Source organism: Tessaracoccus bendigoensis DSM 12906 (genome assembly GCF_900141915.1).
In the GTDB taxonomy this organism is placed as follows: Bacteria; Actinomycetota; Actinomycetes; order Propionibacteriales; family Propionibacteriaceae; genus Arachnia; species Arachnia bendigoensis.
In genome coordinates this window covers 23,268-48,936 of the sequence record NZ_FQZG01000025.1, presented here as the reverse complement: position 1 = coordinate 48,936, position 25,669 = coordinate 23,268, and the positions used below count along the sequence as shown (strand labels likewise).

Sequence of the window (25,669 nt, the reverse complement as noted above, 5' to 3'; positions counted from 1 at the left end):
AAGCTCGTGCTCGTCGTGATGTTCCTCGTCGCGATCACCCAGGTCTCCGCACCGATCGACGCCGACCTCGCCTCGGTCAGCGATCCCATCGCGGGGATCGTGCTGATGGCGATGGCCGCATTCGCGCCCTATCTCACGTACAAGTTCATCGCGTTCGTCGGATTCGACATGTACCACGCGATCGGCTCCGAGCAGGACGCCAAGAGCGCCCTCAACCGGCCGATCCCCGTCCCGTCCAAGCCGCAAGGCGGCGGCGATCCGAAGAAAGTGCTCGACGGAACCAGCAGCGGCGGTAGCGCGGGCGGAGGCTCTGGTGGAGGAAGTAGCGCACCGCCACCGCCGAAGACCCCGGCACCGGCACCCGCCGCGAGCGGCGGAGGTGCAGCCGGTGGTGGAGCTGCAGCAGCAGGCGGGGGTGGCGCAGCGGCGGCCGGTCCCGTCGCGGCGGGTGTGGTGGTCGGGGCGAGTGTCGCCAAGGGTGCCGCGACCGCAGGGCCGAAGGCCGGAACCGCGTTGGGAGCCCAGGGCGAGCACGCCGCCGACGCAGCCGCGCAGACACCGCCACCGCCCGCCGCCACAGCAGCGGCACCGCCGTCGAGCCCGGCACCACGCCCGCCGAGCACCGACCCGTCACCGCCGCCGAAGCAGCCCCCGCCGCCCGCGCCACGCTCACCGAAGGAGTAGACGATGAGCAGCACGAACCACGACCGTCCCACCGCGGGCGAACTCGTGCCGGTGAAGTTCTCCCGCCTCACCCGCCGCGGCGTCCTCCTCGGCCTGTCGCTGACCCAGCTCATCACGCTCGCCATCGGCGGTGCCACGCTCATCGGCGCGTTCTACGCCGGCGGCGGGATGCTCCTCGCCTACACCGCCCCCATCTGGGTACTCGCCGCCGCGCTGACCTGGATACCCATCGCAGGCAGGCCCATCGTGGAGTGGCTGCCCATCGCCTGCTGGTGGCTGTGGCGCACCACCGGCGGGCAACTGCTGTACCGGCGCAGGATCGTCGTCCCGCGCCCCGTCGGAACCCTCGCCCTGCCCGGCGACATGGCACGACTGCGCGAGTACACCGACCCCGACACAGGTGCCGGGATGATCCACGACCCCCACGCCGCAACCTTGACCGTGGTGTGCGAGGTCACCCATCCCGCGTTCGTGCTCCTCGATCCCGGCGAACAGGAACGCCGCGTCAGCTCCTGGGGCCGCGTGCTCGCCACCGTCTGCCGCTCCGGGCGGATCGCGACGCTGCAAGTCCTCGAACGCACCCTCCCTGACTCCGGCACCGGACTGGCCGAATGGTGGGCCACCCACGGCACCCCGGACTGCTCGTGGGCGGCCGACACCTACGCCGAACTCATCGACCGCGCCGGACCTGCCGGCGAACGCCACGCAACCACGCTCTCGCTGTCACTGGACATGAAGACCAGCGCTCGGCAGATCAGGACCGCGGGAGGCGGGATACGCGGTGCTGCCGCCGTGCTGCGGCAAGAGATGAAGACCCTCGTCGCAGCGCTGCGCTCTGCCGATCTGTCGCCATCAGGGTGGCTGACGCCTGGACAGATTGCGGTGATGCTGCGCTCTGCCTATGACCCCGCTATCGCTGCCACGTTGGAACGGCATGGGAGGCTTGGCCAGTCGCTTGCGACTGCGGGGCCGGTTGCGGTCACCGAGACCTGGGGCAGGCTGCGCACCGACTCTGCTCACCACGCGGTGCTCTGGGTCAGCGAGTGGCCCAGGTCGCTGGTGTATCCGGGGTTCCTGTCGCCGGTGTTGCTGTCCACCGGCATCCAGCGGTCGTTCTCACTGATCTGCACTCCGATGCGCTCCGATGCTGCTGCTCGCGACATCCGCAAGAAGAAGGTCGAGCACATCTCCGACCAGGCCCAGCGCGCGAAAATCGGCCAGATCGAAGACGCCACGCAGACCGCCGAGTACCACGACGTGCTCCAGCAAGAAGCCGACCTCACCGCCGGACACGGCATCCTCCGCGACACCGGCCTCATCGCCGTCTCCGCACCCACCATCGAGGAACTCGACGCCGCCGTCGCCGCCATCGAACAAGCCGCGATCCAGGCATCCTGCGAAACCCGGCTCCTCGTCGGACAGCAAGCAGCCGCGTTCACCGCCGCCGCGCTTCCGCTGTGCCGTCGGGTCTGACGATCAACCAACGTGGAAGTCTTGTACGTTCGGCTCGCCGTTCTCGGTCCAGCGGATACGGAGGATGTCAGGGTCGCCGCCGCCCATGTGGTGGAAGACATTGATCCTTCGTGTCTGGCCGGCGTGGATGACGGTGGGCGTATCAGCTCCAGCGAGCATCATGCTGGAGTCGTCACCAACAGACTCGAAGACGACGTCTGTGGCGTCCTTGTCACCGGAGTTGGTGACTTCGATCCAGTGACGATTCGAGTAGCGAGGTTTCCCCTTATTGTCGTAGCTCTTCACCTCGCGTTCCTGCTGCGGCTGCGCTGAGAATCGCACGCCACGGGTTCCTGACTGTAGGACTGGCACACCGAGGTCAAGCTGCGCGATGTCGTACTCGATTGCCTTCCACACCTCGTGTCCGAGCTGCGCAGTGGTGGCAAACTCACCCAGCAGTCCACGCTGGCTGATCTCGGCTCGAAACTCGCGGAGACCATCCAGCTGGCGCGTATCGACATCGTTAGGGAGCGCTGCCGTCGAGAAGTAGAGGTGCACGGGCTTGCTGCTATCCACCGCGCGCTCAACCTCCTCCACCGTTCCGGACACCGCATCCGGGGTCGGAGAGCCGAGCCGGCTGCCGAATAACGCGAACACGATGTCAGATTCGTCGACGCCCTGAGCGTTGATGAGTGACTGCGGGTGGTCACCGAGGACGGGGACCGAGGAGGTCTCCCACCGCCAAGGAAGCAGCACCACTTGCTTGCTCTTTGCGTTGGCATTGTTCCAATCGTTGATCGCTGCCTCAACGGCATCGCGGGCATCGGGGATGTCCGACGGTGAGGCGATCATGACGCGCAGCACGGAGGCAGAGAAACTCATGCCTTAAGGCTATGGGGCGGCACTGACATCGGCCTGGAGGGCGCACCTGGATGGTGACCCAACTCCGGCGATCCAGGAGGCCGACCATGCCCACGTTCTTCGATTCGACTGCCGATGCTGCTGAGGCGTCCGAGGCGCTGCGGGGCTTGGCCCACGCGAGCTGGGGGTTCGATCAGCCCGCCGAGATGTATGGGGTGATCGGTGATCTGTCCTCGGGGATGCGGTCGCTGCGGCAGGTGCTCGATCAGATCGCCGACGTTCATGAGCGCAAGGCCGCGCACGCCTTCAACGACGCTGGCAACCACGAGGCAGGAGTGCGGGACGCGCTCGCTGCTGCGGAAGAGCTACGGCAGGCGGCGAACCTCGTCGACCGGGCCTATGACCGGCTCGCGGAAGGCTTCGTCGCTGCGGGACGGATCGCCTGGCACCCCGAGCCCGCCGTCGAGGAGGCCGCGCCGTCGCGGTGGGTCAACGTGGTGTTCCTCCAGGGCGAGGAGGCCGACAGGCCGTTGCGCATCCTCGGCGAACTGGGGCATGTCGATGCGGTGGACTACCTCGCGCAGTGGGACTACGGCGACGAGACTACGCAGGCCGCGCTGGAGAACGGGTACGTGTACGACGAACCCGGCGAGGGCACCAACGACCGGGTGGCGCTCTCGGGCGACTACGCGCTGGTCGTCAACCCGCACGTCGGCTACGTCTCGCTGCTGCGTCGTTACACCGAACCGGAGGCAGAGTCCCAGGATGCTGAACAGGTCGAGCCCGAGCCGGTGCAAGGCTGGGCCGGAGCTGCTGGTGTCGTACTCGTCACCGGGTGCCCCGGAACGCGCCGACCTGCCGACGGCGAAGCGGGATGGGTCGTGGTTCGAGCCGGCCAAGATCACGGCGGTCAAGCAGGCGCGGGGGCTGGGACTGTGACCGAGGATCGGGAGCGGCTACACACCGCGGTTCTGGTGACCCCGTCGAAGGAACGGCGGAAGCTCCGCAAGCAGCGCCGCAAAGCACAGGCACGGCTCCACGCTGAGCAGCGAAGGACCGTGCTCGCCGTCGCGAAGGCGAAGGCTGAGGAGGAGCAAGCGGAGCGGCGCGCCACGGTCTACCTGCCGAAGGCGGGCGAGCCGGGTGCTGCGCGGTTGCGCACTCCGGGCCGGTTCCATCTGACGCGGCATCAGGACACGTCGGCGACGTTGGCGGGCGCGTACCCGTTTGTCGCCGAGGGCGGTCTCGGTGCCGATGGCGTGTTCGTCGCCAGGACCTCTACTCGGGTGGGAGCTTCGTCTACGACCCGTGGGTGCTCTACGCACGCGGCATCATTACCGCGCCCAACGTGGTGCTGGCCGGGATCGTCGGTTCCGGCAAGTCATCGCTTGCGAAGTCGCTCTACACGCGGTCGCTGCCGTTCGGGCGGCGCGTGTACGTGCCCGGAGACCCGAAGGGTGAACACACCGCGGTCGCTAATGCCGTCGGCGGACGCGCTATCGTGCTCGGGCACGGCCTCAACACTCGTCTGAACCCGCTCGACGAGGGCCACCGGCCCAGCGGGCTGCCGGACGAGCAGTGGGCCCCGACAGTCGCTGCCCGGCGGCGTGACCTGATCGGTGCGCTCGCGGAGACCGTGCTCGCGCGGGGTTTGTCGCCGTTGGAGCACACCGCGATCGACATCGCCCTGACTCAGACGGTGCGGGAGAACGATGTGCCGACCTGCCGATGGTCGTCGACCGCATCCTCGCCCCGAGCGCAGATGCCGACGGCAGGCTGGCCGAGGACGGCAGGCTCGTCGGCCACGCGCTGCGCCGTCTCGTGGCCGGTGATCTGGCCGGGTTGTTCGATGGGCCCTCGACGGTCGAGTTCGATCCGTCGTTGCCGATGATCTCGCTCGACCTCTCGCGGGTCACCGAGAACTCGACCCTGATCTCGGTGTTGATGACGTGCTCGTCGGCGTGGATGGAGTCTGCGCTGCTCGACCCGAACGGCGGGCAGCGGTGGGTGATCTACGACGAGGCCTGGCGGCTCATGTCCCATCCCGCGCTGTTGCGGCGGATGGATGCGCACTGGCGACTCGCCAGGCACTACGGGATCGCGAACATGCTGATCTTCCACAAGCTCACCGACCTCGACAACGTGGGCGACCAAGGCTCCGCCATGCGCTCCCTGGCCAACTCACTACTCGCGAACGCCGAGACGCGGATCGTGTACCGGCAGGAGTCCGACCAGCTCGGGCCGACCGCGACCGCGCTCGGCCTGACCGGCACCGAGCAGCAGCTCTTGCCGAACCTCGGCGTCGGCCAAGGCCTGTGGCGGATCAAGGCCAGGAGCTTCGTCTGCCAACACCAGCTCCACCCCGACGAACTCGCCCTGTTCGACACCAGCAGCCGCGCAGCAGGAGGCCACCGATGAACCTCACCGACCCGCGCCGATCAGGCCCAAGCGACGAAGATGCCGCGGCTCCCGTCGAGCTGCCGCACGTCCTCGTCACCGTCGCAGAAGACGGCACCCTCACCGCCACGGTCGATGGGACACCGTTCGCGTCGCCGGACGGGAGCGCTTGGACGCGGGCGACGTTCGGGCCGCTCATGGATGCCATCACCAAGGACCGCACCATCGCGGTCCGGGTCGAAGTGCGCGAGAACGATGGCAGCGTCTTCATCGAGATCCTCCGCACCCGCAAGCCCCGACGCGCAGCGGCACCGACCGAGAACCCGGTGCCGGAGACTCGTCGGAGCCGTCACGCCCGACGGATGCCGCGCTTGGCCGAGGTCACCGCGGGCGGGTTCGTCCCCGGCGAGGATGTCGCCGTCGCGACGATCGTCTCCCACACCGACGCCACCGGAACCGGCGAAGCCCGGACGCTCATTGACCTCGACGATCTGCCCGACGCGAGCACGTGCGAGGTGATCCTGTTCGGGCGCACCTCGGGCACGTTCGCGGTGCGGCCGTTGACATGAACCAGCGGCAGGCCGGGGGCATGGGCGACGAACTCACCAACGCCGCCCTGATTGGCCTGATGGGCATGTTCGGGATCGCTCTCGTTCTCCGCGCCGCTGGCAACGTCGCCGCGTTCCTTACCGGCACACCCCAGCCCGAGGCCGGCGCAGCGGCGGGGCTCGCTGTGTTGTTCAACCCGGGCGACCCGGCGACCGCGCTCGGTGCAGACGGGCTCAACCCGGTCGTCTACTGGCTCGTCAGCGCGGCGCTGCTCGGCGGACTCGCCGCCGGGATCGTCTGGGTATGGATCGTGCTACGCCGACACACGCGGAAGACAGAGACCGACCCGCACCGACTGGCCGGGATCGCGACCAGCCATGAAGTCAAGACCGCAGCATCCGCCAAGGCACTGCTTCACCGCGCGGCCACCCTGCGGCCCTCCTTGCAGTCGCCAGCACCACAGGATGTCGGCTACCTGCTCGGTGCCAGCCGTGGAACGAAGGTCTGGGCATCGGTCGAAGACTCGATCCTGCTGATCGGCCCGCCCCGCTCAGGCAAGGGCCTGCATGTCGCCATCAACGCGATCCTCGACGCACCCGGAGCGGTCGTCACCACCAGCACCAGGCCCGACAACCTCACCGCGACGCTTCGCGCCCGACGCCGCAGGGGCCCGGTCGCCGTGTTCGACCCCCAGCGCCTGGCCGAAGGCATCCCCGCCGGGCTGCGCTGGTCACCCATTCGCGGTTGCGACGATCCACTGACCGCGATGATCCGCGCCAACGGACTCGCCGCTGCTACGGGTCTCAGTGCTGGCGGGGTCGAGTCCGGCGGGTTCTGGGAAGGCAAGACCCGCACCGCGCTCCAGAGTCTGTTGCACGCTGCCGCGCTCGACGGTCGTCAACCGGCCGAGCTGTTCAGGTGGACCCTCGACCCCAGCGCTGCGTCGGAGGCCGTCGCCATCCTCAACTCACACCCGAACGCGGCGATGGGCTGGGACGACTCGCTGGCCGCGATGATCGACGCTGACCCCAAGACCCGGGACAGCATCTGGCAAGGCGTCTCCCTCGCCCTCGCCGCCCTCGCCGACCCGCGCGTGCTCGATGCGGTCACGCCGGGCCCGCACGAGCACTTCGACCCCGAGACCTTCCTCACCGAGCAAGGCACCCTGTACCTGCTCGCCACCGGCGCCGGAGCGGGAGCCTCCGCATCGTTGGTCGCGGCATTCGTCGAAGACCTCATCGAAACCGCCCGCCGACTCGCCGCACGCTCACCCGGAGCGCGGCTCGACCCGCCGCTATTGCTTGCGCTTGATGAGATCGGAAACCTCGCCCCGCTGCCGTCCCTGCCGACGCTCATGGCCGAAGGCGGCGGCACCGGGATCACGACGATGCCGGTCTTGCAGTCCCTCGCCCAAGCGCGCGACAGGTGGAGCGAGCATCAGGCCGGGGCGATCTGGGACGCCAGCATCGTCAAGATCATCCTCGGCGGCGCGTCGAACAGTCGCGACCTCCAAGACCTCTCCACCCTCATCGGCGAGCGTGACGAGTACACCGACAGCGTGACCCTCGGCGACCACGGCACCCGCTCCAACCAACGCTCGATCCGCCGCGTCCCAGTCCTGCCGCCCGACCGCATCCGCACCCTGCCGTTCGGCACCGGCATCACGATGCTTCGCTCCGCACCACCCATCGTCACCGATCTGCGCGCCTGGCCGACCCGCCCCGACGCCGCGCAGCTCCGCAGCGACCGCGACGAACTCGAAGCACTTCTGCGTCACCGCCCCGCGTCCTGACGACGCTTGGGAGACCGGGGCGCACCTGCCTGGCAGAGCGACCACACGCAGTTGGTCGCCCAAGTCAGGAGGAGGCCATCATGGCCATTCACACCCAGGAATCGCTGTCAGGCTTCATCGCGTCGGAGCCGTTGCTCACCGAGACGGCGAAGGGAGACGCTCGGTTCTTCGCCCGTATCGGCAAGGAGCACTTCCGTCGCGAGGACAACGGCTCGTTCACGCAGACCGAGACGACCTACCACCACCTGGTGATGTTCGGGCGTTCCGCCGAGCACGCGCACGCGAACTTCGCCCAGGGTGACAACTTCGTCGCCGAGGGCTACACGCGACCGGTGAACTACGAGCGCAACGGTCAGGCGATCGAGGGCGAAGAGTTCGTCGCCAAGAAGATCGGCCACGACGCCGCCCGGACCCGCTACGAGGTGGACCGGACGCCGCGCAATGGAGTCGGCCGGGACGCAGCGGTGTACGACCCGACGCAGCGAGCAGCAACCGCGGCGCACGCCCCGGTCAGCATGTGAGTTCGGGAGCCACAGCACCATGAAGGATCAGCATGAGATGGATGAGCCGGACGTCTTCGACGGGCCGCCCCGCGTCACCAACGCGGACATGCCCGAACCGCCGCACCCCGTGAACTGGAACCTGCTGACGGCGCACGAGCTGGAGCAGGAATGGCTCGCGCTGAACCGGTGGGTTGACTGGTTGCGACGCACCTACGGCCTCACCGTCGCGGTGGTGCCGCCGTTCTGGCACCACCACCCGGAGATGGTCTGGGAGCTGTCGGCGCTGCACCTGCATTGGCTCGGCGCCTACGACCCCGAGCAGAACGCATCAGCGCCGCTCGGCTGGCACCGCGACTTCGCCGACGCGCGCGAGCGGCTTCGCTACTGGGTCACCGCTTGCGGGACTCGTGGGGACCGCGACCGCCCGACCCGGCAAGCTGCATGGCCCGGTGAGGACCCAGCGCCCACCATCCAGGACTTCACCTTCACCGACCGCGACACCGAGTTCGTCGAGTTCGTCATCGCCCAAGTCCGCAAGCGCCAGGAGGCCGAAGACGAGTTCTACGCCAACCTGGCCGACGACGAGGGTCCGTAGACCGGTGAGCCGCTATGCCAAGAAGACCGACCGTCGCCCCTACGAGGAGCGGTCGTTCTCCGTCCGGGCCGTCCACCGCGAACGCGCCGACCTGCACAAGCTCGCCGAGGTTCTCATCCGGCTGACGTTGCAGGAGACCGGCGAAAGCCGCGCGGTCCGCGAGGCCGAGCGGGTGCCCGACACCTACCGGGCGGCACCGGATGGCCTGGCCGCCTCTGAAGCCGCCCGGTAGAATGAACCCTGCAAGCCTCGCGATGCGGGGTGTTGTGGCCCAAACCTCGCCGCTCGGCGGGCAACACGCACCGAGACCATCGGGTCTCGCCCTACAGCCTTCACAGGCTGCTCTCACGATCAACACTCCTCCCATCAACAGTGGGAGCGCGAGGGTCGAACCGCGTGAGAGTGAGCCCCCGATGACCACCATTGCCGACGATCCGGCAGCCAGCCTCATCGACCCGCCCAAGACTGCGGCTGCCGCCGTGTCGTACCTGCGGGTCTCGACCCGCGAGCAGGCAGAGAAGGGCGGGACCGACGAGGGCTTCTCTATCCCCGCCCAGCGCGAAGCGACCCGGCGTAAGGCCGAACAGCTCGGCGCCGGCATCGTCGAGGAGTTCGTCGACGCGGGAGCCTCAGCCAAGTCGTCTGACCGGCCCGAGCTGATGCGGATGATCCAGTACGTCAAGGCCAATAAGGTCGCGTACTGCATCGTTCACAAGGTCGACCGGCTCGCCAGGAACCGCGCCGACGACGTGAGCATCCACCTTGCACTCCAACAGTGCGGGGTCATGCTCGTGTCCGCGTCCGAGAACATCGACGAGACCCCCTCGGGGATGCTGCTGCACGGCATCATGTCCACGATCGCCGAGTTCTACTCCCGCAACCTCGCCACCGAGGTCGCCAAGGGTATGAACCAGAAGGCCATCGGCGGCGGCACGAACGGGCGCGCGCCCATCGGGTACCTGAACGTTCGCAAGCGCGATGAGCTCGGCCGTGAGGTTCGCACCATCGAGCTCGATCCCAAGCGAGCGCCGATGATCGAGTGGGCGTTCAAGGCCTACGCCTCGGGCAACTGGAGCGTCAGCCAGCTCCATGACGAGCTCACCTCGCGCGGGCTTCGCAGCCTGCCCACGCCGAAGAGGCCGGCGAAGCCGCTGGCGGTGTCCACCATCCATCGGCTCCTGACCAACCCTTACTACAAGGGCGATGTCATCTACCGAGGCACCCGCTACAAGGGCAACCACCCGGCGCTGGTGCCCGCCGAGGTCTGGTACCAGGTCCAGTCCGTGCTCACCGCGCACCAGTGCGCCGTCGAGGCAACCCAAGTCCACGGCCACTACCTCAAAGGCACCATCCACTGCGGCCAGTGCGGCTCCAGGCTCATCGTCTCCAACGCGAAGAACCGCCACGGCAACGTCTACTGCTACTTCGTGTGCTCCGGTCGGCACTCCAAGCGCACCGACTGCACACGCCAGGCGATGCTCATCGAAGATGTCGAGAAGCTCATCGAGGACTACTACACCCGCGTCCAGATCACGCCCGCCCAGCAGGACGCGCTCGCAGGGATGCTCCACCATGAGTTCGACCGGCTCATGGCTGCTGAAACCGAGGAACTCGAACGCCTCACCACCAACCGCGACCGGCTCGAAGGCGAGCAGGACCGCCTCATGCAAGCGCACTACGCCGACGCGATTCCACTCTCGGTGCTCAAGCGCGAGCAGGACCGCATCGTCGCCGAACTCGACCAAGTGACTCGCCGCATCGACGCCCACTTCGGCGACTACGCCGACGCCCGAGCCCACCTCGACGACGCCCTCGGCCTGCTCGCCAACTGCGCCGACATCTACACCCGCTGCGACGACACCAACCGGCGTCTGTGCAACCAGGCGTTCTTCACGAAGGTCTTCATCGACGAGGACAACGAGCTTCGCGTCGAGCACAACCGCCCCTTCGAGATGCTGCTCGATCCGCAGGTCAACGCCAACGCTCTGACCTGGGCCGCGGACGCGAACAAGGCCCGAACCTCGACCAACGTTTCCGTTGGCAAGGGTTCGAGCCTTGTGCGTGCGGTGGGCGCAGAGGGACTCGAACCCCCGACATCCTGCTTGTAAGGCAGACGCTCTAACCAACTGAGCTATGCGCCCGGGCGAGACAAGGTTAGCCAGTTCCCGACCGATAGGCCACTCAGGCCGCGCAGTACGGGACGTGATCCCGCAGATCTGTCGGCACCTTCACCCGGCCGACCCATTCGCAGATCGTCGACGGGTCCGCCCCCGCGTGTGCCGCGTAGGCCCACTCGCCGCCGCTGAGGCGGAAGAACGCCGTCGAGTAGTACTGCTCTCCGGACGGGTGCGTCACGACGAAGTCGGCGGCGGCCCACGTGTTGGCCTCGGCGGACCGCTCGCAGGACTGCACCACGGTGTCATTCACCCCGGTGGCGGTGCGGACCTGCGCCTGCGTCACCGGGCAGGCCACTGGGGTGATGTGGACGATGTTGTTGAACACGAACTTGTTGGTGGTCCGGTAACCTTCGGCGGTCTTCTCGACAACGGTGGCCACCAGCTGTGAGCGACACCCGTTGGTGCCGGTCCAAGAGCTGTCGCACTCGGTCTTCCAGGTCCGCCCGTCGACGATGTGGGTCCCGGGGGTGACGAGTGGATTCCATTCCTGCCAGGTTGCGCGGCTGCTGGGCTTGTAGGTGAGGTTGTTGAATGCCCAACCGGTCGACTCGACGTAGCTGCGGCCGTCGAATGCGACGGTCGTGGCCCAGATCTCGGTGCGGCACCGGTCGACATTCGAGGAGTACTTTGAGCACGTCGTCTGCCATTGCCGACCGTTGACAGTGTGCTCGCCCGGCGTGGTGTAGACGTCGACCTCGGCACTTGCCGACTGGGAGGCCAAGGCCCCGAGGAGGCCGAGCAGGACTGCCACAGACAGGTTCAACCAACGACGCGACACGTTCGAGATCTCCTTCGATCGGGGGTGTCGACGAGGCTAACGGACCCCTCACAGGAGGCGAAAGTCGGACTTGAAGGAAGGGTTGAGCTTTGGTGCGCTATCTCGACAGGCGCTGACGCACCAGAGTCGCGATCTCCTTGCCTTCGGCTCGACCTCCGGCCTTCGCGGTGACCGCCTTGATCAGCGTCCCCATCTGCTTCATCGTCGGCTCTTCGCCGAGTGCTGCGAAAGCCTCATCGACCAGCACCGCCAACTCCTCGGGGGTCAGAGGAACTGGCAGGTAGGCGGCGATCAGTCCCGCCTCGGCCGTCTCCTTCTCGGCGAGGTCGACCCGCCCGGCCGACGCGTAGGTCTCGGCCGAGTCTCGGCGTTTGCGCAGTTCCTTGGCGACGACGTCGAGTTCTTCCTCGTCGCTCAGGGCGCGGGGCGTAGCGCCAGCGACCTCCTCAACGGTGATAGCTGCCAACACCATGCGGATCGTCGACTTGGCGACCTCGTCCTTCGCGCGCATCGCTGCGGCGAGATCCTTCTTCAGACGGTCCTTGCTTGCTCCCATTGGCATGCCTTCCTCTCGGGCTCCATTGTGGCACCAGGGAGAAATCGTCGGGGACGGCTAAGATTGGCGATTGTGGCTAACGATGACCTGAACGCTCGCATCTCCGAACTCGATCACTCCCTGACGTCGATCGAGGCCGTCGCCGACCTCGACCGGCTCCGCGCCGAGATCGCCGAGCTCGAGGCGCAGGTCGCCGCCCCGGATCTGTGGGACGACCAGGACAACGCGCAGCGTGTGACGTCGCAACTGTCGGCCAAACAGGGCGAGGTCGACCGGATCGTCAACCTGCGTTCCCGGCTGGAGGATGCCACGGTCATGCTGGAACTCGCAGACGAGGAGAATGACGCCGATGCGAGGGCCGACGTGACCCGAGACGTCGAGAAGCTCGGTTCCGACATCGAGGCGCTCGAGGTCCGCACGCTACTCTCAGGCGACTACGATCCCCGCGATGCGCTTGTCACGATCCGCTCCGAGGCCGGTGGCGTCGACGCCGCTGACTTCGCCGAGATGCTGATGCGCATGTACCTGCGCTGGGCCGACCGGCACGGCTACAGCACCGAGATCTACGACACCTCATATGCCGAAGAGGCCGGGCTGAAGTCCGCCACCTTTGCGGTGAAGGCGCCGTTCGCGTACGGCACCCTCTCCGTCGAGCAGGGCACGCACCGACTCGTGCGGATCTCGCCATTCGACAACCAGGGCCGCAGGCAGACGTCGTTCGCCGGCGTCGAGGTCCTGCCGGTGACCGAAGAGACCGACCACATCGACATCCCCGAGGCGGATCTCCGGATCGATGTCTTCCGCTCATCGGGGCCGGGTGGCCAGTCAGTCAACACGACCGACTCTGCCGTCCGCATCACCCACCTGCCCTCCGGAATCGTCGTCAGCTGCCAGAACGAGAAGTCTCAGTTGCAGAACAAGGCCGCGGCCTTGCGCGTGCTGCAGTCCAGGCTCCTTGAGAGGGCGCGCCAGGAGCGCGAACAGGAGATGAACGCGCTCAAGGGCGACGGTGGCAACTCCTGGGGCGCTCAAATGCGCTCGTACGTCATGAACCCGTACCAGATGGTCAAAGACCTGCGCACCGAGTATGAGGTCGGCAACCCGGAGGCCGTATTCGACGGCGAGATCGACGGTTTTATCGACGCGGGTATCCGCTGGCGCAAGACCACACAGACGGGGCAGTAGCGCGGGGCAGTAGACGGTGGCGCCTTCAACACCTAGACTCTAGGACGGCTGAGAGTTTCTCAGTCGATCTTCCCCCCAGCTGTCGGAGTGCACCGCGTGATCACGTTTGAGGACGTCACCAAGTTCTATCCCAGGCAGGAACGCGCTGCCCTGAGGAACATCAACCTGGAGATCGCCAAGGGCGAGTTCGTCTTCCTCGTCGGGCAATCCGGGTCCGGTAAGTCGACGTTCCTCCGCCTGGTCCTGCGCGAGTACCGAGCCACCTCGGGAACCATCTATGTGGCAGGGAAGAACCTCGCCACGCTCAACCAATGGAAGGTGCCGACACTGCGTCGCCAGATCGGCACCGTGTTCCAGGACTTCCGGTTGCTTCCGGGAAAGACCGTGTACGAGAACGTCGCGTTCGCGCTGCAGGTCATCGGCCGCCCCGCCAAGGAGATCCGCAGCATCGTCCCCGAGACGCTGGAGTTGGTCGGGCTCGAAGGCAAAGAGGACCGGCCCTCCGATGAGCTCTCGGGAGGCGAGCAACAGCGGGTCGCGATCGCGCGGGCCTTCGTCAACCGCCCGAAGATCCTGCTCGCCGACGAGCCGACCGGAAACCTCGACCCGGAAACCTCCATCGGCATCATGAAGCTCCTAGACCGGATCAACCGGGCAGACACCACAGTCGTCATTGCCACCCACGACTCGTCCATCGTCGACCAGATGCGACGCCGGGTCCTCGAATTGCGCTCCGGGCAACTCGTACGGGACCAGGCCGAGGGCGTCTACGGCTCGGCGTAGTGACAAGGAGACTAGCAACAGATGCGACACACACTTCGTGAGACATGGTCAGGACTCAGGCGAAACCTTGCGATGACGATCGCCGTCATCGTCACCATGGCGGTATCCCTTTCCCTCCTGGGAGCGGGCGCCATGACGGCGCTCGAGGTCAATCTCGCCAAATCGAGCCTGTACAACCAGGTCGAGATCTCGGTGTTCCTCTGCACCGAGAACACCCAGGGCGGGCGCTGTGAGGAAGGCAAGGGGACCACGGCCGCACAGCGGGACCAGATTCAACAAACGCTTGAGGCGAACCCGGAGGTCAGCGAAGTCACCTACGAGTCCAAGGAGGTGGCGTTCGAGGAGTTCCAGCGGGTGTTCGCCGACTCTCCCGTCGTGGATTCCCGGACGGCTGAGGACATGCAGGACTCATTCCGCGTCAAGCTGGTCAACCCGGAGAACTATGCGGGTGTGGTCAGCGAGGCCAAGGGGCTCCAAGGCGTGCAGGCGGTGCAGGACCTCCACACCGTCCTCGACCCCATGTTCAAGTGGCTCAGCGCCCTGCAGTGGGCCACCCTGACGATGAGCGCGCTGCTGCTGCTCGCCGGTGCTTTGCAGATCGGCAACACCATCCGGATGGCGGCCTTCACCAGACGTCGCGAGATCGGCATCATGCGGTTGGTGGGTGCGTCCAACATCTACATCCTGTTGCCGTTCCTTCTTGAGTCGCTCGTGGCGGGGCTCATCGGAATCGGGGTCGCGGCCGCCGCGCTCACCGCAGGGTACTGGTTCGTCATCGTCCAGAACGCCCAAACCTCAATCACCGCCATACCGTGGATTGGGTGGGGCGACCTCGCCACTGCCATTCTTGTCATCGCTGCCGTCGGTGTCGCGCTCGCTGTGATTCCAACCCTGCTCGCCACGCGGAAGTATCTGCGGATCTAGCCCATGATCGGAGTCATCGCGTGACCCGGGAACCCTCACCCCTGCCCTTCCGTCGCTGGGCAACCACGCACATCTTGCGTGGCATCGTCGCCGCTGCTTGCGCGGTCACCCTCGTTTGCACCACCTGGACCCCCGCGGGTGCCGATGACCTCGACGACCGTAGTCGTGAATTGCAGCGTCAGATTGCCGCGCAGGCCGACCAGGTCGAAGAGGCACACGCCAAGCACGACGAAGCGGTCGCGGCAGCGGCCGAGGCCAGAGCCGAACTTGCCGATGCCCAGGCTGCACTCGCCCGCGCGGAGGAGGCCGAGAAGAAGGCGGAGGAGCTCGACGCTCAGCGTGAGGCCGAACTGGTCGACGCTGAGGAGAGGCTCAAGCAGGCGAAGGCTGACGTCGCGGCGGCCGAAGCGGCTCTCGACTCGGTCGACCGTCGGCTCAACGAGGAGATCCTCGTCACGACGCAGCAAAGCAGCGGACTGCTCAACCTGGCGCTGATCTTCACCGATGTCGACGCTTCGAACCTCAACCATCGCGCACAGTTGGCCACCACCTTGTTCGACTCCTCGACCAGGCAACTCGATGAGTTGGAGACGCGTCGCCTCGCGCTCGAGGAGGCGCAGTCGGAGGCGGACGCAGCCGAACGGGCGGCCTCCGAAGCTCGGGCGGCTGCCGCCGAACAGTTGGAGATCTCGCAGGAAGCCACGGACAAGGCCGAAGACCTCAAGGCCGAAGTGGCGCGGCTCTCCGACGCGATGGACGCCGCTGAAGTGGCGGTCGCGGACGCCGTCGCAGCGGAGGAGAAGCGCCAACGCGAGCTTGAGGCCGAGAACGCATCTGTGGAACAGCGCATCCAGGACCGGATCGCCGCAGAGCGAAAGGCCGAGCAGGACCGGGTGGCCACGGCAGCATCCAGGGACAAGGTCGCTTCCAGCCCCAGTTCGTCGGCCACCCGTCGACCCGCAACGTCAAACAACTCCACGTCGAGCAATGCGCGATTCAGCTACCCCTCGTCGGCCAGGATCACCTCGAAGTACGGCATGCGGTTGCATCCCGTCCTCGGGTACTGGAAGCTGCACGACGGCACCGATTTCGGTGCATCGTGTAACTCGCCGATCCGGGCGGCGGCCGACGGCGTCGTCTCCGAGAGGTACTACAACGGTGGCTACGGCAACCGGTTGATGATCGACCATGGCAGGGTCAACGGCACGTACGTCACAACCGGCTACAACCACGCGACCCGCTACATCGTCGGTGTCGGCCAGACGGTGACCCAGGGCCAGGTGATCGGCTACGTCGGGTCGACCGGGTACTCCACAGGCTGCCACCTGCACCTGATGGTCTGGGAGAACGGGAAGGTCGTCGACCCGATGGCCAAGTGGTTCGGCTGACACGACAGGTGACATAATTGGCGGATGCCCAGGGAAGTCGGACGCAAGCTCGTCGCACAGAACAAGAAGGCCCGGCACGACTACCAGATCGGTGACGTCTACGAGGCCGGGTTGGTGCTCACCGGCACTGAGGTCAAGACGCTGCGCGCCGGCCGGGCGACCCTGACGGACGCGTATGCCAGCGTCGATGACGGGGGAGAGGCGTGGCTGATCAATGCCAACATCCCCGAGTACGAGTTCGGAACCTGGCGCAACCACTCGGCACGCCGCACCCGAAAGCTCCTGCTGCACAAGGCGGAGATCAACAAGCTGGTGCGTGCCCTCGACAACTCCGGCCGCACCCTGATCCCGCTGTCGATCTACTTCAAGGACGGCTACGCAAAGGTCGAGATCGCCGTCGCCACCGGCAAGAAGGACTGGGATAAGCGCAGGGACCTGGCCGAGCGGGACGCCAAGCGTGAGGCCGAACGGGCGCTGGCAACCCGGAACCGTTACAACCGACGCTGACCTCCGGCTCCGGGGACATTCAGGGGCAGCCCTCGTTGGCTGGCGCGGTGGGACAGCGCACAATTGAAGCCATGAGCGTTCCTGGCCAGTCCCCATTCGGCGGTGTAACAGATGAGATGCGTGACCGCGCCGTCGCACACCTCACCGATCTCTATGCAAGGAACCTCATCGGCGAGTCTGAGTTGGACAGCCGCCTCGACAAGGTGCTGGGTGCACGGGACCGGGTCGAGCTTGGGCGCTCCCTCCAGGGTTTGGCGCGGATGGCGCCCGCCATGCTCACGCCGCGGGCGCCGGGGCAGGCGACGCCTGCGGAGAACGTCGGAGCCGGGCTGGTGAACCTCTCGGGGCTGGTGACGTCCTTCGTCGGGCCTGCGATCGTGAGGGCCGCGAGCAAGCCTGGATCCAGGATGTGGTGGGAAGCTGGCCGGGCATTGAGCCTTCAGGTCACGTTCCTCGCCCTCGGGTTGGTGCTTGCGGTGCTCAGCTTTGTGCTGGGTTTGAATGGGCTGATGTTCATCGCGTGGGCGGCTTGGGCCGGGTCGACCATCTGGTCGTCGGTGCGGGCGTTCAACGGCAAACCTTCGACTGGCGCCGTCGAGCCGTTCCTGCTGGCCAGGCCCAAGCTGCCCGATGCTGGGGCTCCCCGGATCACGCGCTAGACTGGGTAGGCGACAACTCAACAGGGGGTGACTGGTTTCGACTTGGGGCGGTAGTCCCAGGAGAAGCGGGCCGAGGATCCACGTTTATCTCGTTAACGCTGCGTGGAAACCAATAAGTGCCGAAAACAATCGCACTAACTTCGCTCTCGCTGCCTGATCAGCGATCGAAGGGTCAGCTCAGGGGTGCCTTCCCTCTGATTCCTGGCCTCATTTAGAAGGCTTGCTGGGCGGCCTGTGTATCAGGGGCCGTCCGGGACTTTACTGGTACTGGGTCTGTCTGCGACATGCTGACGTGAGTGCAGAGACCGAGTAAAACGCCTTGTCAGCTGCGCCCGGAGAAGCCCTGGTTCATCTCTCAAGGACGCGGGTTCAATTCCCGCCACCTCCACCTCGGGGGGAAGTGTTGAACTCCACGTTCAGCACTTCCCCCGTCTGCTTCATCTCGTCCAGATCGGCGAGGGTGAACTCTGCGCCGTGGTCGAAGAACCACGACGCGATGGTCAGCGTCGTCGCGCCGACGAAGATCTTGTCGACGAAGTACTCGAACAGCAGTTCCCTGGTCTCGCGGGTGTCCATCGTCGCGTGGGCGAAGCGCTGGTAGAACGCCCCGATCGACGCCTCGTCCTCGAACAGCGTGGCCTTGACGTGCTCGGCTTGGATCGCTGCGTCCAGCTCCTTCTTCTGCTGCTCCAGCGATGACATGGCCTCGGCCGTGGACTCGTTCATGATGCCCATCGCGATGGCCTTGACGAAGTTGCCCAGCTTAGCCTCCACGTCCTTCCTGCGGGCCTCCAAGCCCTCCAGGACGTCTCTGCCGCGCTCGTGGGTCTCCCGGTAGTGGGAGGCCATGTCGACTGCCAGGGAGGCCAGCATCTCGGTGTCGTCGAGGAAGGACTCGACGACAGCGGCCACCCGCTCCTCGATCTCGTCCTTGCGCACCGACTTGGCGGTGCACTTCTTCTTCCGCTGGTTCAGGCAGCGGTAGTACCGGTACTTCCGCCCGGTCTTCGACGTGCCCGAGACGCCCTCCATCGACGCGCCGCACCGCTCGCAGAACAGCCGACCGGTCAGCCAGTAGTCGGGCGCCTCGTCGCCCAGGGCGGCCAGCTCGGCCTTCGTCTTCGCGCCGCGGCGCTTGTTCACCGCGAACATCTTCTGGACCTGCTCGAACATCTCGTCGTCGACGATCTGCGGCATCCCGCCCGGGACCACGTGCCCGGCGTAGGAGTACTCGCCGATGTAGGCCCGGTTCTTGAGCAGCTTGTTCAGGGTCTTCGGAGTGAACTGCTTGCCGTAGGTGGTGCGCACTCCGAGAGCGTTGACCTCGTCGGCGATTCTCTGCATCGACTTGCCCCGCGCGTAGTCGTCGAACATCTGCGCCACCACGGGAGCCGTCTGCGGGTCCAACTCGTAGCGCTTGTCTGCGCCGATCGTGAAGCCGAAGATCTTGCGCCCGTTGCTCAGGGCGTTCTCGGCGTTGTACTGGACGCCCCGGCGGATGTTGGCCGACAGCTGCCGCGAGTACCACTCCGCGTAAGCATCGCTCATGCCCTCCACGAGGATGGAGTCCGGGTCGTCGGTGGGGGAGAAGCCTTCGATGTAGTGCAGCCGTGCCCCGACCAGCCGGATGTGTTTCTTGACCTTGAGCAGGTCCATCCGGTCCCGCCCGAGGCGATCGTTCTTCCACACAGCCACATAGGCAGGCTTGATCGACGTCAGTTCGCGCAGCATCCGCTTGAACTGAGGCCGGTCGGTGTTGGTGCCCGTCCTGGCCGCGTCGGTGTACTCACGCACAACCTGGAGACCCTGCGCCTCGGCCCACCGATGCACCAGCTCGCGCTGCTGCTCGATGGAGGCCTCGTTCTGCGAGGACGAGGAGTACCTGTAGTAGCCGACGACCAGGTCGTTGTCGTTGAACTCCGGCTTGCCCCTCATGACGCGACGCCTTGCTCCGCGTACCGTCCCTCGCCCTTGAGTGCCGCGTACAGCGTCTGTCGGGCCACACCCAGGTCTCGGGCCACCTTCGCCTTCGGAACGCCCCCAGCGACCCGCTGACGGGCCTCTCGGACCTGTTCAGGGGTCAGCTTCGGCCCCCGGTCGTAGACGCCCTTGCGCTTGGCGATGGCGATGCCCTCGGCCTGCCGCTCGCGGATGACCCGACGCTCCATCTGGGCGATGCCCGCCAGCACCGTGAGCATGAACTCCCCGTGCGCGGTCTCGGTGCTCAGCTCGGGGTTGTCGACGAACTCCACCGCGACCCCCTTGTCGCGCAGCTGCTGCACCAGGGCCAGCAGGTCGGTCGTCGAGCGCGCCAGCCGGTCCGGCGACTTGACCCTCACTGTGTCGCCTTCGCGGACGTAGGCGAGCAAATCCGTTAGCTGCTCCCGGTCGACCATGTTCTTGCCCGAGACCTTCTCCTCGAACAGCCGGTCGACCTCGCCGATGCCTTCGAGCTGCCGCGCTGGGTTCTGGTCGGCCGCGCTCACGCGCACGTACCCGACCACCTGGCCCTTGTGTCCGACCATGCCTGGACCACCTCTCCACTCCTGTCCAACAGTACACGTGACCGATGCTGTTAGACGCAGGAAGTCGCGCATCAGGCTGTGACAGTTTGGGTAGACCCTGATGGACGTTGCGTCGTTACTCTGATGGTGCGAACTATCCGGGCAGAGCCGGGGCGGGGTCAGCGAACCGGCCACCGGGTGGTTGAGGTCCGCACCACCTCACCCACCTGTGCCCCTGCGTGCCCGATCGTCGACCGTGTGAGTGTTCGCGCGGCGCGCCGCTTGAGCGTTCGCCGCCCCGCCAGGGGGTGATCAGGTAAACTATCTGATACATCGTCCCCCGACTGAAGCGAGCCCATGACCAGCGGAACCACCCCCGTGCTCCAGCAACGCCGCCAGGTGGTCGTCAAGGGTGACCAGGTCGAGGTGCTGGTGAAGTCGCGCGACCGGGTCAAGGCTCACGGCGAGGTGTTCACCCCCGCGCACATGGTGGAGCAGATGCTCGACTTGGTCCGCCCTGAGCTAGAGACTGGTCCCGGCTTCGTCGACAAGACGTTCTTCGAGCCGGCAGCTGGTGACGGGAACTTCCTCACCGCGATCTTCCGGCGCAAGCTGGCAGCCATCGAGAAGCACTACGCACCGCCCATGTTGCCGACTGAGTCGCTGTTCGCCCTCGCGTCGATCTACGCCGTCGAGCTCCTGCCCGACAACCACGCCGACGCCCAGGCCAACATGCTCGGGGAGTTCGTCGATTTCCAGGTCAAGCACCGCACCAAGTGCACGCCCCGGACGAACCTCTTCAAGGCTGCCCAGTACCTCATCACCGCCAACATCCAACAGGGCAACACCCTCACCGGCCTCGACGCTGCGGGGCAACCCCTGGTGTTTTCCTGGTGGCACCGCATCCTCAATGCGCCCCCCACCGTCCAACGCGAGGCCTTCAAGTTCTCCTCACTGCGCTACGCCGACGAAGGCCTCCTGGACTTCGACGTGCTCCCCACCTACCCGCCCTGCCGCATCGACCACGTCCACAAGGGAGCCTGACCCGATGAACGCCCCCCATCTCAGCACCTACCGCGAGATCAAGCCGGTCATCTACTCGTGGTCGACCCCCGACGTCCCCAAGTACAACGGCTGGGAGAAGATCGGCTACACCGACCAGCAGACCGCGGCCGACCGGATCGCCCAGCAAGCCTCCCAGATGAACGTCACCAAGGACATCAACTGGACCCGGAAGGCGTTCTTCACCAGCGAGGGTGCCGACGGCTCGTTCACCGATCACGAGTTCCACCGCTACCTCAAGCAACAGGGGGTGGAACGCGAGCTGAAGCCCAAGCGCAGCGAGTGGCACCGGTTCGCCGACATGCCGCGCCGGTCCATCGACTACTTCAACGACTTCGCCGGGCAGGACTTCACCGACCTGCAGGTCGAGAGCCAGGACCTGTACCAGCTGCGTCCCGAGCAGGAGGATGCCGTGCAGCAGGCCATGGAGGCCTTCGGCAACGGCGCCACCGACGTGCTGTGGAACGCCAAGCCCCGGTTCGGCAAGACGGTGACCACCTACGACCTCATGCGCCGACTGGGTGTCACCAAGGCCCTCATCGTCACCAACCGGCCCGCCATCGCCAACTCCTGGTACGACGACTTCGTCCGCTTCATCGGCCACCAGACCACCTTCAAGTTCGTCTCGGAGTCACCGGCCCTGGCCAATCGCAGCCCGATGACCCGGGCGCAGTACCGCTCGCTGCTGGCCCAGGAGCCCGACGCCACCATGATCGAGTTCCTCTCCCTGCAGGACCTCAAGGGCTCCCAGTACTTCGGCGGCGAGTACGACAAGCTGCGCCACGTGGCCGACCTGGAGTGGGACCTGCTCGTCATCGACGAGGCCCATGAGGGCATCGACACCGACCGCACCGACGTGGCCTTCGACCACATCCACCGTGCCCACACCCTGCACCTGTCGGGCACGCCCTTCCGTGCACTGGCCTCGGGCAAGTTCACCCCCGAGGAGATCTACAACTGGACCTACGCCGACGAGCGCGAGGCCTTGCAGGCCTGGGCCGACGAGGCCGAGGACAACCCCTATGCGGCCCTGCCCAAGCTGAACATGTACACCTATCAGGTGTCACGCATGATCAGCGACCAGTTGGAGGTCGGCGTGGCCCTGGCCGAGGACGAGGCCAACATCGACTACGCCTTCGACCTGGGCGAGTTCTTCGCCACGAAGGACAACGGCTTCTTCGAGCACGAGGCCGAAGTCATCAAGTTCCTCGACTGCCTCACCGCCAACGAGAAGTACCCGTTCTCCACCCCCGAACTGCGCGACGAGATCCGGCACTCCTTCTGGCTGCTGGACCGCGTGGCCTCCGCAAAGGCCCTCGAACGGCTGCTCAAGAAGCACGAAGCCTTCAAGGACTACACGGTCGTACTGGCTGCAGGTGACGGACGCAGCGCCGACGCTGATGTCGCCCTCGTCGGCAAGTCGCTCGACCGGGTCCGGTCGGCGATCGCCGAGGCCGAGAAGACCGGCGGGAGGACCATCACACTGTCGGTTGGCCAGCTCACCACCGGCGTCACCGTGCCGGAGTGGACGGCCGTCATCATGCTGTCCAACATCGCTTCCCCGGCGCTCTACATGCAGGCCGCCTTCAGGGCCCAGAACCCCCACGCGTTCGAGCGCAACGGCCAGCTGCTGCAGAAGCAGAATGCCTACATCTTCGACTTCGCCCCCGAGCGCACCCTCACCATCTACGACCAATTCGCCAACAACCTCAGCCCCCGCCCCTCGATCACCACCACCGGGCGCCAGGACAACATCCGCACGCTGCTCAACTTCTTCCCGGTCATCGGCGAGGACTCCGAGGGGCGCATGGTTGAGCTCGATGCGTCCCAGGTCCTGACTTTCCCGCAGGTGTTCAAGGCCCGTGAGGTCGTGCGCCGAGGCTTCCTGTCCAACCTGCTGTTCGACAACGTGGCAGGCATCTTCCGCTACTCCGAACACCTGAAGGACATCCTCGACAAGCTGCCCACTGCCAAGGCTGGGAAGCTCAAGAAGGAAGAGTTCGCCAACCCCGAGCCCCCCATCGTCACCGACCCGGACGGCAGCGTCCAAGTCGACGCTGAGACCGTCATCAACCCCAAGATCGAGCACCTCGGCAAGCCGGTCTGGGATGTCCAGGAGCTAGCCGCCATCACCCCCGACACCCCGCGCAGCGAGGCCGTCAAGCATGTCGTCGGCCTGGTCACGCAGAAGCTCCAGCCCACCCGCGACGAGCTCAAGGAAATGTACGGCCTCTCGGCCAAGCAGGTCGAACGTGACAAGAAGGCCATCGCCGAACGTACACGCGCGGTCGTCGAGCGCAAGATGACCGAGCAGAGCATCGCCGACAAGCACCTCGAGGCTCGACTCGCCGAGGCCGCCACCGAGGCAGAAGCAAACGCCATCGAGGTAGAGCGCGAGAAGCAGCAGCACGCATTCAGTACCGAGCTGTTCGCCGCCATCGAGGAACTCACCGGCACGGTCCCCACCGAGTTCGTCACCCGGGAGGAGACGAAGAAGGAGCAGACCCGCGCCAACACGGCCATGGAGGATGCCCGCTCCCACCTTCGAGGGTTCGCCCGCACCATCCCGATGTTCCTCATGGCCTACGGCCAACGAGGAGTCAGGCTGTCCAACTTCGACGAGTACACCCCCGACGACGTGTTCGAGGAGGTCACCGGCATCACCGAGGAGGAGTTCCGCGTCCTGCGCGACGGCCAGGTGATCACTGAGGACGACGGCACCACCACGACCATCCCCGGGCTGTTCGACGAGGCTGTCTTCGACCAGTCGATCCAGGAGTTCCTCGACAAGAAGGAGGAGCTGGCCGACTACTTCGACCCAGCCCTCACCGAGAACATCTTCGCCTACATCCCGCGCCAGAAGACGTCGCTGGTGTTCACCCCGCAGTCCGTGGTGACCCTCATGATCAACGAGCTCGAGACCCAGAACCCGGGCATTTTCAGCGACCCCGACAAGACGTTCGCCGACCTGTTCTCCACCGCAGGCCTGTTCCTGATGGAGCTGGTGCGGCGCTTGGACGCCGGCCTGGCCGACCAGATCGCTGACCCCCACGAGCGGCTCCGCCACATCCTGACGACTCAGCTGTTCGAGATGAGCCACAACGAGATCCTGCACGAGATCACTCTGGAGGCCGTCTCGGGCGGCGTCAAGGAACGCAAGCAGTGGATGGAGGACTCCGGCCACTACCGGGTCGGCAACCTCGCCAAGATGACCCCCGACGAGCGCCAGGCGCTGGTCGACGACATGCTCGCCGGAAGGAACTGAGATGACCAAGAAGTTCGACGTCGTGATAGGCAACCCGCCGTATCAGGAGGATTCCGAGACCGCTCCCAACAGGAGAGAGCCTCTTTACCCCAAGTTCATGGACGCAGCCTTTGAAGTGGGCGAGAAGGCTGTGCTCATCACCCCTGCACGCTTCCTCTCTAACTCAGGACAGACCAAGGCAGCGTGGAACAAGAAGATGCTCGCCGACAAGCATCTCCAAGTCGCTTATCATGCCCCAGACTCATCGAGCCTGTTTCCGGGAACAGACATCAAGGGCGGCATCGCCGTGACGTACCGCGACAGCGCCCAAGAGATTGGCCCCATCGGCACCTTCTTGGGAGGTGCCACCACAGGAATGGCTAGCGTGATTGGCAAGGTTGATGCGCGGGGTGAGGAGTCCTTCTACAAGATCGTGAGCTCGCGTGCCTTGTACCGATACTCCGATCTAGCCATTGCTGAACGATCTGAAATCACTGACGTGGTGCCCAAAGGTGCGGGCAACCAAGTCACGCCCTCCAGCTTCATAGCGCTGGATGAAGTCATCTTCTTTGACGCCGAGCCTTCAGATGGCAGGGACTACGTTCAGGTTGTTGGTAGCTCAGCATCCAAACGAACCATTCGTTGGCTTCGATCTGACTACATCAGTGCACCGGATTCTCGAAGTCGGTTCAAGGTGCTTGTCGCAAAGGCGAACAACTCGGGTGCCTTTGGCGAAACTCTGAGCTCGCCGTTCGTTGCTGGACCAGGTGTGACTCACACAGACACGTTCTTGACCGTGGGGCCATTCGACTCCGATCAGGAAGCCGAAGCCTGCCTTGCCTATCTGAAGACGAAGTTCGCAAGAGCACTGCTCAGCGTCTTGAAGACAACACAGAACAACGCGCGCTCCGTCTGGAAGCTGATCCCCCTCCAGGACTTCACCTCGTCCTCCGACATCGACTGGACCAAGCCAATCCCCGAGATCGACCAACAGCTCTACGCCAAGTACGGCCTCGACACCGAAGAGATCGCCTTCATCGAGGACAACGTCAAGCCGATGGCGTGAGCG

Annotated in this window: 23 protein-coding genes, 1 tRNA gene, 1 other RNA gene and 1 pseudogene; 20 read left to right on the top strand and 6 right to left on the bottom strand. The window is 65.8% G+C overall.

The window, feature by feature from the left end; genetic code table 11:
- Positions 1–684, top strand: a pseudogene (locus BUC15_RS08340) (conjugal transfer protein TrbL); the annotation flags it as partial.
- Positions 685–687: 3 nt separating this feature from the next.
- Positions 688–2,157 carry a PrgI family protein gene (locus BUC15_RS08335; protein ID WP_073187048.1) on the top strand — a complete coding sequence of 490 codons (1,470 nt, stop codon included), beginning with the start codon at positions 688–690 and terminating at the stop codon, positions 2,155–2,157.
- Between the two features lie 3 nt (positions 2,158–2,160).
- On the opposite strand, the gene BUC15_RS08330 is transcribed toward BUC15_RS08335, so the two are convergent.
- On the bottom strand, positions 2,161–3,000 hold the full coding sequence (locus BUC15_RS08330; protein ID WP_245787927.1) for a DUF4062 domain-containing protein: 840 nt from the start codon (positions 2,998–3,000) through the stop codon (positions 2,161–2,163).
- Positions 3,001–3,104: 104 nt separating this feature from the next.
- Here BUC15_RS08330 and BUC15_RS21215 point away from each other — a divergent pair, with 104 nt between their 5' ends.
- The 8 genes from BUC15_RS21215 (at position 3,105) to BUC15_RS08290 (ending at position 10,941) form a co-directional block, all read left to right on the top strand.
- Positions 3,105–4,529, top strand: coding sequence for a hypothetical protein (locus BUC15_RS21215; protein WP_425443338.1), 1,425 nt, complete (start codon positions 3,105–3,107; stop codon positions 4,527–4,529).
- A gap of 196 nt (positions 4,530–4,725) precedes the next feature.
- Positions 4,726–5,415: a hypothetical protein gene (locus tag BUC15_RS21210; RefSeq protein WP_425443337.1), complete on the top strand. Its 690-nt coding sequence runs from the start codon at positions 4,726–4,728 to the stop codon at positions 5,413–5,415.
- Complete coding sequence (locus BUC15_RS08315; RefSeq protein ID WP_073187046.1) at positions 5,412–5,963, top strand: hypothetical protein; 552 nt, start codon at positions 5,412–5,414, stop codon at positions 5,961–5,963. The genes BUC15_RS21210 and BUC15_RS08315 overlap by 4 nt, the downstream gene beginning before the upstream one ends.
- On the top strand, positions 5,960–7,735 hold the full coding sequence (locus BUC15_RS08310; RefSeq protein ID WP_073187045.1) for a type IV secretory system conjugative DNA transfer family protein: 1,776 nt from the start codon (positions 5,960–5,962) through the stop codon (positions 7,733–7,735). Before BUC15_RS08315 ends, BUC15_RS08310 begins: the two co-directional genes overlap by 4 nt.
- An 80-nt stretch (positions 7,736–7,815) precedes the next feature.
- Positions 7,816–8,256, top strand: a complete 441-nt coding sequence (locus BUC15_RS08305) for a single-stranded DNA-binding protein (protein ID WP_073187044.1) — start codon at positions 7,816–7,818, stop codon at positions 8,254–8,256.
- A gap of 37 nt (positions 8,257–8,293) precedes the next feature.
- Positions 8,294–8,833 (top strand): hypothetical protein, encoded by a 540-nt coding sequence (locus BUC15_RS08300; RefSeq protein WP_073187043.1) that lies wholly within the window; start codon positions 8,294–8,296, stop codon positions 8,831–8,833.
- A 4-nt stretch (positions 8,834–8,837) separates the two neighbouring features.
- Entirely contained in the window at positions 8,838–9,065 is a 228-nt protein-coding gene (locus BUC15_RS08295) for a hypothetical protein (protein ID WP_073187042.1), read from the top strand.
- Complete coding sequence (locus BUC15_RS08290) at positions 9,034–10,941, top strand: recombinase family protein (RefSeq protein ID WP_342741720.1); 1,908 nt, start codon at positions 9,034–9,036, stop codon at positions 10,939–10,941. Before BUC15_RS08295 ends, BUC15_RS08290 begins: the two co-directional genes overlap by 32 nt.
- Here the strand turns inward: BUC15_RS08290 and BUC15_RS08285 are convergent.
- The 3 genes from BUC15_RS08285 to BUC15_RS08275 all read right to left on the bottom strand — a co-directional run bounded on the left by BUC15_RS08285 (position 10,901) and on the right by BUC15_RS08275 (position 12,344).
- A tRNA-Val gene (locus BUC15_RS08285) sits at positions 10,901–10,974 on the bottom strand. The two genes, BUC15_RS08290 and BUC15_RS08285, sit on opposite strands and share 41 nt — an antisense overlap.
- A gap of 40 nt (positions 10,975–11,014) precedes the next feature.
- Positions 11,015–11,788: a hypothetical protein gene (locus BUC15_RS08280; RefSeq protein ID WP_073187041.1), complete on the bottom strand. Its 774-nt coding sequence runs from the start codon at positions 11,786–11,788 to the stop codon at positions 11,015–11,017.
- A 97-nt stretch (positions 11,789–11,885) separates the two neighbouring features.
- A complete protein-coding gene (locus BUC15_RS08275) occupies positions 11,886–12,344 on the bottom strand; it encodes a GatB/YqeY domain-containing protein (RefSeq protein WP_073187040.1) in 459 nt (152 codons plus the stop codon).
- A 72-nt stretch (positions 12,345–12,416) separates the two neighbouring features.
- On the opposite strand from BUC15_RS08275, the gene prfB reads away from it, so the two are divergent.
- The 7 genes from prfB (at position 12,417) to ssrA (ending at position 18,181) form a co-directional block, all read left to right on the top strand.
- Positions 12,417–13,529: a peptide chain release factor 2 gene (prfB, locus tag BUC15_RS08270; protein ID WP_073187039.1), complete on the top strand. Its 1,113-nt coding sequence runs from the start codon at positions 12,417–12,419 to the stop codon at positions 13,527–13,529.
- A gap of 96 nt (positions 13,530–13,625) precedes the next feature.
- The gene (ftsE, locus tag BUC15_RS08265; RefSeq protein ID WP_073187038.1) at positions 13,626–14,312 is read left to right on the top strand and encodes a cell division ATP-binding protein FtsE; all 687 of its coding nucleotides are present in this window, start codon (positions 13,626–13,628) and stop codon (positions 14,310–14,312) included.
- 21 nt (positions 14,313–14,333) lie between these two features.
- Entirely contained in the window at positions 14,334–15,236 is a 903-nt protein-coding gene (gene ftsX / locus BUC15_RS08260) for a permease-like cell division protein FtsX (RefSeq protein WP_217652177.1), read from the top strand.
- Between the two features lie 20 nt (positions 15,237–15,256).
- Positions 15,257–16,624 (top strand): M23 family metallopeptidase, encoded by a 1,368-nt coding sequence (locus tag BUC15_RS08255; protein ID WP_073187036.1) that lies wholly within the window; start codon positions 15,257–15,259, stop codon positions 16,622–16,624.
- Positions 16,625–16,648: 24 nt separating this feature from the next.
- The gene (gene smpB / locus BUC15_RS08250; protein WP_073187035.1) at positions 16,649–17,131 is read left to right on the top strand and encodes an SsrA-binding protein SmpB; all 483 of its coding nucleotides are present in this window, start codon (positions 16,649–16,651) and stop codon (positions 17,129–17,131) included.
- A 71-nt stretch (positions 17,132–17,202) separates the two neighbouring features.
- A complete protein-coding gene (locus tag BUC15_RS08245; RefSeq protein ID WP_139280163.1) occupies positions 17,203–17,790 on the top strand; it encodes a magnetosome magnetite crystal formation protein family in 588 nt (195 codons plus the stop codon).
- Positions 17,791–17,813: 23 nt separating this feature from the next.
- Positions 17,814–18,181, top strand: a transfer-messenger RNA (tmRNA) gene (gene ssrA / locus BUC15_RS08240).
- On the opposite strand, the gene BUC15_RS19040 is transcribed toward ssrA, so the two are convergent.
- On the bottom strand, positions 18,160–19,725 hold the full coding sequence (locus tag BUC15_RS19040; protein ID WP_175558276.1) for a recombinase family protein: 1,566 nt from the start codon (positions 19,723–19,725) through the stop codon (positions 18,160–18,162). The genes ssrA and BUC15_RS19040 overlap by 22 nt on opposite strands.
- Positions 19,722–20,315: a recombinase family protein gene (locus BUC15_RS08210; RefSeq protein ID WP_073187031.1), complete on the bottom strand. Its 594-nt coding sequence runs from the start codon at positions 20,313–20,315 to the stop codon at positions 19,722–19,724. Before BUC15_RS08210 ends, BUC15_RS19040 begins: the two co-directional genes overlap by 4 nt.
- Positions 20,316–20,651: 336 nt before the next feature.
- Here BUC15_RS08210 and BUC15_RS08205 point away from each other — a divergent pair, with 336 nt between their 5' ends.
- Genes BUC15_RS08205 through BUC15_RS08195 form a run of 3 tightly spaced genes read left to right on the top strand, consistent with a single transcriptional unit; the run spans position 20,652 to position 25,666 of the window.
- Positions 20,652–21,338, top strand: coding sequence for a DNA methyltransferase family protein (locus BUC15_RS08205; RefSeq protein WP_073187030.1), 687 nt, complete (start codon positions 20,652–20,654; stop codon positions 21,336–21,338).
- Positions 21,339–21,342: 4 nt separating this feature from the next.
- Positions 21,343–24,621, top strand: a complete 3,279-nt coding sequence (locus BUC15_RS08200) for a DEAD/DEAH box helicase (RefSeq protein ID WP_073187029.1) — start codon at positions 21,343–21,345, stop codon at positions 24,619–24,621.
- A gap of 1 nt (position 24,622) precedes the next feature.
- On the top strand, positions 24,623–25,666 hold the full coding sequence (locus tag BUC15_RS08195) for an Eco57I restriction-modification methylase domain-containing protein (protein WP_073187028.1): 1,044 nt from the start codon (positions 24,623–24,625) through the stop codon (positions 25,664–25,666).
- Positions 25,667–25,669 lie beyond the last annotated feature (3 nt).